The sequence below is a fragment of the Vibrio kyushuensis genome (assembly GCF_050337325.1).
GTDB lineage: Bacteria > Pseudomonadota > Gammaproteobacteria > Enterobacterales > Vibrionaceae > Vibrio > Vibrio kyushuensis.
Genome location: NZ_JAKJSV010000005.1, coordinates 297,276 through 310,671 on the forward strand (window position 1 = coordinate 297,276; position 13,396 = coordinate 310,671).

Sequence of the window (13,396 nt, forward strand, 5' to 3'; positions counted from 1 at the left end):
TCTTTTTACATCAGAAGAGTATGGCATTAGACCATAGTATTATTTCCCTTAATTTACTATGGGTTATGTGAACCATGACAAAAAAAGAGAAGCGATTGCTTCTCTTTTCTTAACTAAGTATTCGTTCTACAAATTAATCTTCATTGACGGCAGAAATCTTATGAATAGCAAGATCAGCACCTTTGAATTCATCTTCTTCAGACAACCTCAATCCAGTAATCTTATTGAGTGCTCCATACACGATAGCCGCGCCAGCAACAGCAACTAAAATGCCAAGAACAGTTCCTAGTAGCTGAACAGTAAAGCTAACACCACCAAGGCCACCTAGTACTGTCTGACCAAAGATCCCTGCTGCAACTCCACCCCACGCGCCACACACACCATGAAGAGGCCACACACCTAGTACATCATCAACTTTGGTATTATTCTGCAAATAAGTAAATAAATACACAAAGAGGCCACCAGCAATACCGCCCGTTACAAGCGCTCCAATTGGGTGCATGAGGTCAGAGCCTGCACATACGGCAACTAAACCGGCTAATGGACCATTATGAATAAAGCCCGGGTCATTCTTACCAGCGATTAATGCGACAATAATACCGCCAACCATCGCCATCAGCGAATTTAGCGCGACTAAACCACTAATTCCATCTAATGACTGAGCCGACATTACATTGAAACCAAACCACCCGACACATAAGATCCATGCACCTAAAGCAAGGAAAGGAATATTAGATGGCGCAAAGTTAGTATGCTTCCCTGCACGAATACGGCCTTTACGCATTCCCAAGAAAATAACGGCAACTAAAGCTATCCATCCGCCAACGCCGTGCACAACAACAGAGCCTGCAAAATCATGAAAAGGCGCACCAAAAGTCGTATCAAACCAATTTTGAACGCCATAGTTACCGTTCCAAATCATGCCTTCGAAAAATGGGTATACAAAACCAACAGTCAAAAAGGTTGCAATCAATATTGGGTAAAAACGTGCTCGTTCTGCAATGCCACCAGAGACAATGGCCGGTATAGCTGCCGCAAAAGTGAGTAGAAAGAAAAACTTAACTAATTCATAACCATTTCCTTGGGAAAGGGTTTCTGCACTTGAAAAGAAATGTCCCCCGTAAGCAACCCAGTAGCCGATGAAGAAATAGGCGATGGCAGAAATGCCAAAGTCCGCCAATATCTTAACTAAAGCGTTAACCTGGTTTTTACGACGAACAGTACCAACTTCCAAGAAAGCAAAACCAGCGTGCATGAGAAACACCATTATGGCACCAAGGAGTAGAAACAGTGTATCCGAGCTTTGTGTTAAAACTTGAACGACACCTTGGATTTGGTTTGAGGATTCTGACATAGGTTGAGCTCTCCTTACTCATTCGTTACGCACCATTCTGGTGCTAAAAATTGGCCATTTAGAACTAAATGAATGATTTAGTCACTATTTAGGAGTGGTAGAGCAACAAGCATGCCATAGGAAAAGTGGTCGCTAGATTGATTTGATTCAAATCAATCTAGGTGAAAAATCAATGACTTAATTACACTCCTATTTGTCACGGGAATTGTTTACGGTGTTTTTGATGCACCAACTTGATACATACGCACCAAAATGAACAGTTATATGCAGAGTCATCCATTTAGTTTTATTCGTCTCTATTCATAGTTCAACCTTCTTCATAAATTCGCCTACTTACCACTTAGACACTATGCTCAATTTATTATCTGGTCGATAACAAAGGTTCAGTATGAAAATGAACACAATTTGGGATGTAGGGTATTGGGTGGCTAAACAGAACATCAATATAAGGCAAATAAAAATCTCAACGCCCAAATGCCCTCTAATTCTTCTAATAGGAAGCTTCTTATTATTCTCAAGTTTGGCGTATTCAGAATCAGGTCATGAAACAGCTTGGAGTTATAAAGGAAAGAACGGTCCTAATACATGGGGAACTTTAAGCCCAAGCTTTTTTATGTGTAATGAAGGTATGCAGCAATCGCCTATTGATATTATTACTGGCTCATCGGGTACGTATTACCCTCTTCAACTCTCTTATAGTGATCATTCTTTGAATGTTGTAAATAATGGCCACACACTACAAATGAATATGTTTGACCAAAAGCATAAGAATGTACAAGCCGCGGATCACGTCATTGATATTGCCGGTAAGAAGCACTACCCGAGCTATATGATGCTTGGCCCTCAGAAGTATGACTTAGCACAATTTCATTTTCATTCTCCAAGTGAACATTCAATTGATGGTGAGCACTACCCGCTAGAAGTTCATTTCGTTCATAAGAATTCTGTCGGAGCGCTAGCAGTCATTGGTGTTTTATTTAAAACGGGAAGTATAAACAAAACTTTTCAGGCTCTTCTTGATAACGCGCCAAATCGAGTGGGTTACGTTGAAAAATCATCAATGCTATCTGCCAACGATTTAATGGTGAGTGATCTCTCCTATTATCACTATCAAGGTTCCCTGACGACACCTCCTTGTAGCGAAGATGTAAAGTGGTTTGTCATGAGCGATGTATTAGAAATATCTAACAGTCAAAAAGAACAATTTTTGAAGATCATGGGTGAGAATGCTCGGCCAACACAAGCGCTCAACTGGCGTAACGTACTCATGCAAGCAAGGTGATTTTGATGAATAAGTTATCTATTAAACAAAAAGTTATGTTTTTGGTTGGCATCTTTGTCATTATGCTGCTGATTAATTCCTATATCGCTATTTCAGGGCTCAATAAAGTCGCAGAAGGTACGCATAGTATTACTAGTATTGATATGCACATGACGGAGATAGCAACAAAATTGACAGAGCATCAATTGCAACAAGAGATCGCTTTCGAACAAGCTTATCGTGCAATGTTATTACTCGATATTGAGGACCAAGCGTTTCAAGAAGAACAGGTCGCGATTGAACATTTTACTTCCTACGGTGCACAAGCCGAGAAAAACCTTGTCGACCTTGAAAACTTTGTGTCTGAACACCGACAATCTGATCACATCAGTCCCTTCCTTATTGAGGCAATGAACAAATTCGATGCGTTATTAGTTAAAATTCGACAGCACCATTTTGAATGGCAAGAGCAAGCTGTTCTACTTCTCGAAGAACTCGCGATCAGAAATGTTCATGAAGCCGAACTGATGACGCCGGGTGTAGAAGCGCTGGCTTCTGAGTTGTCTCATGAAGTAATCGGATTGCTAGAAAATATTGAAGAAGTCAGTGCTCATCACGTTATTAAAATTGAAGAGTATGAGCACCAACTTGTTCGTAACCTCATCATCACGGTGTGTATTACGCTACTGGTATCGCTGCCATTCTCTTATTTGACCATTCGTTCGCTGGCGACCTCTGTCGCTTCTGCGCAAAATTCAATACGAATCTTCAGTAAGGGCGATTTGACTCATCAATTTCAAACGGTGGCAAAAGATGAAGTGGCAGACATCGTTGAAGACCTTCAATACATGCAAAATGGTTTACGAAGAGTTGTCGGTGACATAGCCAATGCTCACGGTACATTAGATACAACGTCTCACAGTCTTAATGATCTTATACAGATAACCAATGAGACAGTTCAAGAACAAACAAACGACACAAAGGAAGTGGCGTCTAACTTGAATGAAATCGGTATTGCAGCTCGAGAAGTGACAACTCTTACTAGTGATACACTTGATCAAACCTCAAAGACCAAGCAGATCGTTGTAAACACCAACCAGTCAATGGAACAAGCGATAGGTAAGTTCTCATTAGTTAACGAAACCATCAACAGCACTCAAAAACTGGTGAATCAGCTAGAGGCCGACTCAAATAGTATCGTATCGGTTCTTGACGTCATTAAAGGGATTGCAGAGCAGACGAACCTTCTTGCTCTTAACGCGGCCATTGAGGCTGCTCGGGCTGGCGATCAAGGACGAGGTTTTGCGGTAGTTGCTGATGAAGTGCGAACCCTAGCGCAGCGAACTCAAGATTCAACGGGTGAGATTGAAGAAATGCTCAATAACTTCAAACGAATTAGTGGTGAAGTGTCAACGTCCATATCTCAGTGTGTTACGCACGCTAATGAAGGAGTGAGCGCCGGCGGAGAAACAATGGATCAGATTCAATCGTTAGTTAGCTCCGTTGATTTGATTAATGACAGAAATCATCAAATAGCAAGTTCTGCCGAAGAACAAACATCCGTTTTAGAAGGTATCGGTGAAAGGATAAATCGCATCGACCAAATGGCGTCTAATAACATGGACTCAGTGAACAATATATCGTCACTAATAGATTCGCTTTCTGACGCAAGTAATACATTAAGCTCAGCACTTGGTGAATTCAAAACTTAGTCCGCAGCAGCATCCAAAGGACAACCTAATAAATAAAAAGGGAGATCATATGCACGATCTCCCTTCTCTTTTGACATCTAGCATTTACTACAGATTAGGGCCTTTCGTTGGCTGATGAGGAAGATTCGCTTTGAGCTGTTTCATCCCTTTAAACATGCGATAGAACCAAATGACAATGGCTAAAGCGGCGAACACCATACCAACAATAGGAATAATGTAAGCAATACTGTCGAGCATCGAGCTTTTATACCAGTAGTCATTAATACCAATTAAAACACCGTTTGACGTAGCAATGGTCACGATCAACACGACGAAGAAAGTAAGGTTTAGAAAGAAACTCCGGATCAATCCATAGTAGTGAGAGTTAACGACTTCAGAGTCTTCCCCCTTATCTAAACGGTACCCAGCATAGACAATCGCAACGACACCTGAGAGCAAGCAAGTTAGCGGCGTAAACAAGCTAGCGATATAAGCAAACCATATACCGTTATGATGTTTGTTCATTATTTCTCCCTTGCTTGCTATGTTCTTCAACTGAACTCTCTTTTACGTTTTCAGACATGACTTCTTCATACCAGATATCGTGATGTTCTTTGGCCCATGTTTCATCAACCTCGCCTGTTACCATCGCTTCCAGCGCTCCTTCCATACCAAAAAGACCGATATAGATATGGAACACAAAGCCACAGATCAAAATCAGTGCTGATAACATGTGAACAAGGTTAGAAAGCTCCATATCTCGACGAGTCTGGCCAAATATAGGGAAATCCAGAACTAAGCCACTGAATGCGGCGATTGAGCCTGCCACAATCAATAACCAAAACAGCGCCTTTTCACCCGCATTAGAGAACTCTGCTGAAGGATGGGAACCTTTATGTTTTCCAACCATTCCGCCTAATTTCATGAACCATGTAATATCGACTCGACTGAAGATAGACTTTCGCCACCACTTAAACAAAATCAGTATAAGCAGCACGCCAAACAAAGGACCTAAATAGTTGTGGTATTGCTTGGCGAGCATGATGACGAAGCCCCATAGCTCTGTTGGCACGTAAGGTTTTAGAAAGTGCTTACCATAAACGAGCATGAGCCCACTAAATGCTAGGGTCAAAAACGTAAATGCCATACTCCAGTGAAGCGCTCTATCCAATCGAGTCCAACGCTTAATCTTTCTGCCTGTACGAGGCTTACTCAACATAACAGGGCCAACAATTAGATAAGCAAGGATAACCACTGAGATGCTACCAAAAATAGCAACGGCCCCAGCGGGAGACATCCACTTCTCTTTTAATATGTACCATGTTTGACCTGGTGTACTGATCAATACGCCGTGCTCAGGTGATTGAGAAGTCGTATAACCTTCTTCCCCTTGCCTTACTTGACGCCAAAAATCCGCACCTGCTAACTGAGTGATTTCTCGCTCAGAAACACTAGGCCTCGCATTATTACTGTTACTCGTGTCCTCGGCGTAAACGGATGAAGACAAGCTAAGAAGCAATGCTGTCATTATCGACAGCACTACAAGAGAGGTACGCTTAAAACGTTTGAACATATCCCTCTCCATTATTAGCTTTTAGTTGCATCAAACGCTAGGTCTTCGCCATTTGTCCAACCTGCGTCTTTCGCGCCACGCTCTACGACACGTTGACGGAAGATCTCAGAGACTTTGTTAGCATCACCTGCAATCAGCGCTTTGGTAGAACAAAGAGACGCACACATAGGTAGCTTGCCTTCAGCGATACGGTTTGCACCGTATTTCTGACGCTCTTCTTCTGAACCACTTTCTGTTTCTGGCCCGCCAGCACAAAAAGTACATTTGTCCATCTTGCCACGTTCACCAAACGCACTCTGTTTAGGGAATTGTGGAGCACCAAATGGGCAAGCAAACAGACAGTATCCACAACCAATACAGAGGTCTTTATTGTGTAAAACAACCCCATCTTCCGTTCTTTCAAAACAGTCTGCCGGACATACCGCCATACAAGGTGCATCAGTACAATGCATACACGCGACAGAAATAGAGTTTTCACCCGGCTCACCGTCATTCAAGGTAACAACGCGGCGACGTTGGATTCCCCACTCTAAAGCATCGTCATTTTCATTTTTACACGCAGTGACACAACCATTACATTCGATGCAGCGCTTGGTGTCACAAAGGAATTTCATATTAGCCATCTTTATTACTCCTAAGCTTTACGAATGTTACAAAGAGTCACTTTAGTTTCCTGCATTTGCGTCACAGGGTCATAACCGTATGTAGTCGCAATGTTAGCGGATTCTCCAATTACGTACGGGTCAGTGCCTTCTGGGTACTTGTCACGTAAATCTTCACCTTGGAATTTACCGCCAAAGTGGAACGGAATAAACGCAAGCCCCGGTTTAACTCGGCGTGTGACCATGGCTTTAACATGTATACGCCCTTTTTCTGCGCCTTCTACCCAAACCATATCACCGTCTTTAAAGCCAAGATCGTTAGCATCTTTCGGGTTAACTTCTACAAACATCTCTTGTTGAAGCTCAGCAAGCCAAGGGTTAGAACGTGTCTCTTCACCGCCACCTTCGTACTCAACCAAACGACCAGAAGTCAGAATGATTGGGTACTCTTTTGACTTATCTTGATCTTGAATTGATTTGTACATTGTTGGTAGACGATAGATTGATTCACTGTCATCCCAAGTAGGATAATCAGTGACAAGGTCACGTCTTGGTGTGTAGAGAGGCTCTCTGTGTAGAGGAACTCGATCTGGGAACGTCCATACAATGGCACGCGCTTTCGCATTACCAAACGGCATACAACCGTGCTTGATTGCTACGCGCTGAATTCCACCAGATACATCCGTTTTCCAGTTTTTACCTTCAGCAGCGGCTTTTTCTGTTTCGGTAAGATCATCCCACCAACCAAGTTGTTTCAATAGCTTATCGCTAAACTCAGGGTAGCCATCTTGTAGTTCGCAATCTTTCGAGTAACTGTCTTCAGCAAGCAAGCTTTTGCCTTCAAACTCAACGCCAAAGCGCGCTCTAAAGTTACCTCCACCTTGTGCCACCGGTTTTGATGTATCGTAAAGAATATGAGTGCCTGGGTGTTTCATTTCAGGCGTACCCCAACACGGCCAAGGTAGACCGTAGGTTTCCCCATGTACTGGACCACCTTCTGCTTCTAGTGACGTTTTATGGAAAGTGTGCCAGTTCATCGTATGCGCTTTGATACGTTCAGGGCTTTGTCCTGTGTAACCGATAGTCCACATCCCTTTATTAAATTCACGGGTTATGTCTTCAATAACAGGTTGGTTGTTTTCAACTTTGATGTGCTTGAACAATTGATCTGAGAAACCAAGCTTCTTGCTGAGCAAGTACATGATTTCGTGATCCGGTTTAGATTCAAATAGTGGTGGGATCACTTGCTCTCGCCACTGGAGTGAACGATTAGATGCGGTAACCGATCCTGTGGTTTCGAATTGAGTTGTAGCCGGTAGTAGGTAAACCCCATCAGTGCGGTCGTTCATTACGGCCGCAACGGTTGGATATGGGTCAACAATGACCATCATGTCGAGCTTCTGCATCGCGGTTTTCATTTCAACACCACGAGTTTGCGAGTTTACTGCATGACCCCAGTAAAACATGGCGCGAATGTTATCGTTTTGCTCGATGTTACTTTTATCTTCAAGTACACCATCAATCCAACGGGATACGGGAATACCCATGTTGTTCATCGGTAACTTGCCGCGATATTTGTTCTGATCGAAGCGATCTTTAACCCATTGATGGTCTAGGTCCCAAATACCAGCCCAATGTTTCCAAGAACCATCAGCCAAGCCGTAATAGCCTGGTAACGTATGAGAAAGAACGCCTAAGTCTGTCGCACCTTGTACGTTATCGTGACCACGGAAAATGTTAGCGCCACCACCCGATTTGCCCATATTGCCAAGTGCAAGTTCTAGAATGCAGTATGCACGAGTGTTGTTATTGCCCGTTGTATGTTGAGTACCACCCATACACCAAACAACACAGCCCGGACGATTTTCAGATAATAGTTTAGCGGTTTGGTAAACTTCTTCTTCAGAAATACCGGTTACACGTTCAACTTCTTCCGGTGTCCACTTGGCGACTTCTTCTTGAACCTCTTCCATTCCAAAGACACGTTGGCGAATGAACTCTTTATCTTCCCATTTGTTTTCAAATACGTGCCACAACACGCCCCAAATGAAAGCAACATCAGAGCCCGGACGAAGTGAAACATAATGGTCTGCTTTAGCAGCAGTACGAGTGCGACGAGGATCGGCGACCACAATCTTACAGTTGTTCTTCTCTTTTGCGATTAAGATGTGTTGCATTGCGACTGGGTGAGCTTCTGCGGGGTTTGAACCTATGAAAAGCATCGACTTACAGTTATGCATGTCATTAAAGGAGTTGGTCATCGCACCGTAGCCCCACGTATTTGCAACACCGGCTACTGTAGTTGAGTGACAAATTCGCGCCTGGTGATCAACATTGTTGGTTCCCCATAGCGATGCCATTTTACGGAACATATACGCTTGTTCGTTGTTGTGCTTGGCACTCCCTAGCCAATAAACAGAATCTGGGCCTGACTCTTTGCGGATCTCTAATGTTTTGTTGCCAATCTCTTCAATCGCTTGATCCCAAGAAAGCTTCTTCCACTTACCATTTTCAAGCTTCATTGGGTATTTTAGACGACGTTCGCCATGACCATGCTCACGTAAGGCTGCGCCTTTAGCACAGTGACCACCAAGGTTAAACGGGTGGTCAAAAGCGGGTTCTTGCCCTGTCCAGACACCGTTTTGAACCTCGGCATAGATACCACAGCCTACTGAACAGTGAGAACATATAGTACGTTTGATCTCAGTTTTAGCTTCTGGATCAACGGATTTCGCTTCGGCTTTTTTCATCATTCCCGGAACAAAAAGTGATGCACCAGCAACTGCGCCACCAGCCGCTAAAGATGAGTTTTTCATGAAGGCTCGGCGACTAACACCAAACTGATTCTCTTTTTTCGTTACGCTATCGGAGCGCTTTGTTAGTTTCATTAGTTTGGCTCCTATAGTGAATCGTAGTAATCGCGAATGTGTTGAGTCTCGTGATAACCATCAGTTGTACTTTGAGGCTCTGCAATAACTTCTTCTTTCGCAGAAGCTGCTGTACTTGTTCCTGCTACCACTGCGCCTACCACGGCTGCTGTTGTCATGCCTTTTATCAGATCTCGACGACTGGTATTGACCGTCTCTTTCTCTGTTTTGCTTTTGTTATTCATCCATTGCTTCCTTACGTGCTTAACCTAGATAGATGCGGGTGAACGCTTTAGCGTCTCTATGTTAATAATGTTAATCACCGCATACTTTACGTTTAGTTATCTGTTGAGTTATCCGCTGAATTAAAGTGAGTTACTGATGTTATTTACGTTGATGGTTAACTTACTTTTCGCACCCGCAATTTTTTGGCTAAATCTAACTTGTTCAATGTGCAGAAATGCCTCTAGTAATTGCGCGGCTTTTAAATAGAACTGCGCATGCTTGGCTTGGTTGATTTGCTCACTAAATGACAAATACCAAGGTGCTAAATGCGTATTAAAAAAGGCCTGTTGTTGGCTTTCATCTTCTTGAGTTAATACCGCCATTACTTCACACAATGCTGAAATGTGATCTTCGGGCTCTTTAACTGTCTCATCACGCTCTAAGCCCAGTACTTGAAGATCATGTCGAAGTATTGCTAACGGCTTTTCCATTAATGAGCCAGTCATGTGCCATGAACCAAATAAAACAACTTCACCCCGGCCTATTCCGATAAAAAGATCCTGATACTCTTCGCTTACCGCTTCGATATTTACTGCATTGGCTGCCTGTTTAATCGCAAGCCAAGCTTGTTGCATGATGCTGTCTTCTGCTTCTATTTCTATCGTCGACAGAAATTCAATCAGCTCTGCAGTTGGCGGCTGACGAAATAGTGTTGAAAGTAGCAGATAGATATCAGCACGCAGGGTTTGATATTGGTTATCCAAAGCGTTCTCCTAATATTTCAATTGTTTAGTTGGGTCGTCTGCCATGACTTCAAACACATCACGGACACGGCAGTCTTCACACATAGCAATACGATTGATTGATGCCTCATCAGAGAATTGAGAGTGACCGCGTAACTTATCTTGCAGCATTGTTATCATAGACTGTGGAGCAAATGGTTTTTGACAGCGTAAACACTCGGCTGGTTTTTCATGATGAAGAACACGAGGCTGAATACGTGACGCTCGATCCCAATTGATTTGTGGTGCAAGAGATAATGCCGATTCAGGACACGCTTTTTCACACATGCCACATTGAATGCAGTCTTGCTCGACAAAATTAAGTGACGGGCTATCACCATCATGATGTAGTGCTCGAGTAGGACAGACTGCTACGCACGCCATGCACAGTGTGCAATCCTTTGTTTCACAATTGATGCTTCCGTAAGGAGCACTACTCGGTAAAACGGTAACCGATTCTGCTGGATTACGATCGACCGCTAGCGCATCCAGTGATTGAAATAGACGGGCTCGTTTTGATCCTGAAAGCTCACCTATTGCAGGGATAAGTTTCTCAGTTAGTAGAGTTGGCTTTTCATCTCGCAGAGATTCCAAGTAAAGGATGTCAATACAGCTGCTTTCAATGCCCAGAGGCTCTAATAATGATTGAGCCATCGCCACTTCTTTGGTTAGAACTCGAAGTATGGTTTGAGGCATATGTCGACTCGCAGCAAATAGAACCTGAGTTGCGCCATTAACCAGTGCTGTGAACCAAGTATCAATACCGACAGAGGGTAGCTCCTCGACCACAATAGGTAGAACATTGTCAGGTAACGCTTTAAGTGCCATTAACGTATAGGCTTCGTGGCGTTCACTACAAAATAGAACGATTGGCGTAGTCCCGCCCGCTTTCTGATAGTTAGCTAGGGTTCGTTCAACGAACTTTTGGGTATCTTCTGGATTTGGTAATGCGTAACGGATGGCTTCTGTCGGACAGGATGTTGCACATGTTCCGACACCCTGACATAAATAAGGGTTAATCTCGATGTTGTAACCTGTTTTATCGCTACCTTTACTCTCTAATGCGCCAGCTGGACATGCATCTACACATCGGTCACATCCTTTCACACCGCGTGAACTATGGGCACACAAATCGGTATCAAGTCGGAAGTATTTGGGTTTATCAAAGGTACCCATAAGTGTTGGAATTTCGGTTAATGCCTCTTGCATCGTTGGATAGCCACGTCCGACGGGGTAATAACCGGGTACTGGAACTTCTTCGTTCATTACACCCGTTAGCGAAAGATCCAGAATAATGTCAAAGCAGTCTTGGTTGACCGCAATTTCAGCTAGATTGCTACTAAAAAGATTTGAGTCCAAAGTAATGCTTACTTGGAAAGCACCAAGGAAGCCAGAGATCTCAACAGACCGTGAAAAGTAAATGTCATCGGACTTCCCTTTCTCACCATCAGTAGACAATAGCGTCACCGACGCCATACTACTCAGTTGCTTAGCGGTGGACTGTATAATTTCTGTTGGGCCTAGGATGAGCGTATGCCCACCACTTTCATAACTAACGGTAGGCGGAATTAGATTGGTTAATTCAACGGTATTTTCAATAGCATAGCTACGAGCTTTACCATTGGTCGATATGGATTGTTGTAATAATTGTTTTAACATTGCTCAGTTCCATGTGAGAACAGGTAGTCACATGCACTGCGTTGCAATTTACATTCCAACTATTTTATCAATAAATATCAGTGATTTAACAATTTAGTGAGGGCTTTGTATCATATCCCAACGAAGATGGGACATAATGTCCCAGTCTTGATTCTACGATACGGTACAAATTGTACCTATTTATGTAGGGTTACTATCTGTCGTGTTGGCATCTTTTGAAGCGGAGTGACTTTCTAGGTTAGGTTCGGCGTTCGTTACGTTTTGTGTCGACGATAGATCGAGTTCACTTGTTTGCTCTAATTCCTCGGGCTCAATCGACTCGTTACCATCTAGCTGTTCAGAATGGGTAGAACGAAGCTCTTCTTCTATTGCAGGTTCACCCACCTCTGATGACTCACTGCTACACGGTGCTTCAGAATCATTTACCCACTCTCTCAGCGATTGTGCGACTTCACTTGTTAGGCTTTTTACCGAACTGTAGTCATGGTCGTAATCATTCAGTGCGTCAACCTGATTAAATTCCTCAGACATAAAGAGCTTTCTTAATGCGGCTTTTTTTATTAGAGGGTCAACATCGCTGAGAAGCATAGCTGAAATCGAAGGCTCACTCTCTGACAAGGCAGCAGCTTCTAACGGTTCTATGTTATCTGTAGGCTCTTCTATAACATCTAACTCTGTTGATTGAACACAGACATTATCGGCTTCATCAACGGCGTGTTCAGTTGCTAGTGAAGTGGGTTGTGTACTAACTCCATCACTATTTAGTGGTGACTCTTGCTCTTCTTCACTGAGTTTTCTCTTTGACCACCTTGAAATGAAATTAGTTGCCACTGGCTCGCCCCGCTCCTTTACGTTTCTTACGTCGCTGTTCGATGAGTTCACCATGTCTGCCTATGTAAGCCTCCATCCACGCTTGTACCGCTAACGGCATGTCACAAGACAGAACAAGGTAATCCCCGTCCATGTATTGGCCAGCAACACCTTGTGAGGCCGTAATGGTAACGATGGATTGCAAAGATGTTTTATCTACGTTATCCAATACCAGAAACAGTTTGGGCTGCTTGGAACTCAAGTTAAATCGATAGTCTGTACGCTCATCTTTAAACAACTCTAAAATTGCACTTAGCGTTATATCTTCGCCTGTTCCTTCACTTTCGGTTTGCTTCGTTAACTCAATACCTTTTAATTGCCACTGTGTAGTAGACCATGCCCCTGTGGTGATCTCATGCAAGGCTAAATGACAATTCAATGGCCATACGTTTTCACTCTTTGCTAATTCTATTACGTCATTAAGGTTGTTAGACATAGCTCACCTATTTACAGTTAACCTGTTTATTATTGTATTCTTGGCATGATAAAAGCAATAATTACGCCAGTTATCA

General features: G+C 43.2%; 12 protein-coding genes. 2 read left to right on the forward strand and 10 right to left on the reverse strand.

Annotated features, from left to right (window positions below):
• Window positions 1-133 precede the first annotated feature (133 nt).
• On the reverse strand, window positions 134-1,354 hold the full coding sequence (locus tag L4D20_RS12975) for an ammonium transporter (RefSeq protein ID WP_428802014.1): 1,221 nt from the start codon (window positions 1,352-1,354) through the stop codon (window positions 134-136).
• A gap of 388 nt (window positions 1,355-1,742) precedes the next feature.
• Between L4D20_RS12975 and L4D20_RS12980 the strand changes: the two genes are divergently transcribed.
• Window positions 1,743-2,636, forward strand: a complete 894-nt coding sequence (locus L4D20_RS12980) for a carbonic anhydrase (protein WP_428802015.1) — start codon at window positions 1,743-1,745, stop codon at window positions 2,634-2,636.
• A 5-nt stretch (window positions 2,637-2,641) separates the two neighbouring features.
• Window positions 2,642-4,327: a methyl-accepting chemotaxis protein gene (locus tag L4D20_RS12985; RefSeq protein WP_428802016.1), complete on the forward strand. Its 1,686-nt coding sequence runs from the start codon at window positions 2,642-2,644 to the stop codon at window positions 4,325-4,327.
• A gap of 87 nt (window positions 4,328-4,414) precedes the next feature.
• Here the strand turns inward: L4D20_RS12985 and L4D20_RS12990 are convergent, their stop codons facing one another.
• The 9 genes from L4D20_RS12990 to L4D20_RS13030 all read right to left on the reverse strand — a co-directional run bounded on the left by L4D20_RS12990 (window position 4,415) and on the right by L4D20_RS13030 (window position 13,320).
• Window positions 4,415-4,831 carry a hypothetical protein gene (locus L4D20_RS12990; protein ID WP_428802017.1) on the reverse strand — a complete coding sequence of 139 codons (417 nt, stop codon included), beginning with the start codon at window positions 4,829-4,831 and terminating at the stop codon, window positions 4,415-4,417.
• Window positions 4,815-5,879, reverse strand: a complete 1,065-nt coding sequence (locus tag L4D20_RS12995) for a formate dehydrogenase subunit gamma (protein ID WP_428802018.1) — start codon at window positions 5,877-5,879, stop codon at window positions 4,815-4,817. The genes L4D20_RS12990 and L4D20_RS12995 overlap by 17 nt, the downstream gene beginning before the upstream one ends.
• A gap of 14 nt (window positions 5,880-5,893) precedes the next feature.
• Window positions 5,894-6,502, reverse strand: coding sequence for a formate dehydrogenase FDH3 subunit beta (gene fdh3B / locus L4D20_RS13000; RefSeq protein ID WP_428802019.1), 609 nt, complete (start codon window positions 6,500-6,502; stop codon window positions 5,894-5,896).
• An 11-nt stretch (window positions 6,503-6,513) separates the two neighbouring features.
• Window positions 6,514-9,369, reverse strand: a complete 2,856-nt coding sequence (locus tag L4D20_RS13005) for a formate dehydrogenase subunit alpha (protein WP_428802020.1) — start codon at window positions 9,367-9,369, stop codon at window positions 6,514-6,516.
• An 11-nt stretch (window positions 9,370-9,380) separates the two neighbouring features.
• Window positions 9,381-9,593, reverse strand: coding sequence for a twin-arginine translocation signal domain-containing protein (locus tag L4D20_RS13010; protein WP_428802021.1), 213 nt, complete (start codon window positions 9,591-9,593; stop codon window positions 9,381-9,383).
• A 120-nt stretch (window positions 9,594-9,713) separates the two neighbouring features.
• Window positions 9,714-10,337, reverse strand: coding sequence for a TorD/DmsD family molecular chaperone (locus L4D20_RS13015; RefSeq protein WP_428802022.1), 624 nt, complete (start codon window positions 10,335-10,337; stop codon window positions 9,714-9,716).
• Window positions 10,338-10,346: 9 nt separating this feature from the next.
• On the reverse strand, window positions 10,347-12,014 hold the full coding sequence (locus tag L4D20_RS13020) for a 4Fe-4S binding protein (RefSeq protein WP_428802023.1): 1,668 nt from the start codon (window positions 12,012-12,014) through the stop codon (window positions 10,347-10,349).
• Between the two features lie 180 nt (window positions 12,015-12,194).
• Entirely contained in the window at window positions 12,195-12,845 is a 651-nt protein-coding gene (locus L4D20_RS13025; RefSeq protein WP_428802024.1) for a DUF3306 domain-containing protein, read from the reverse strand.
• Window positions 12,835-13,320: a DUF3305 domain-containing protein gene (locus L4D20_RS13030; RefSeq protein WP_428802025.1), complete on the reverse strand. Its 486-nt coding sequence runs from the start codon at window positions 13,318-13,320 to the stop codon at window positions 12,835-12,837. Before L4D20_RS13030 ends, L4D20_RS13025 begins: the two co-directional genes overlap by 11 nt.
• Window positions 13,321-13,396: the final 76 nt, after the last annotated feature.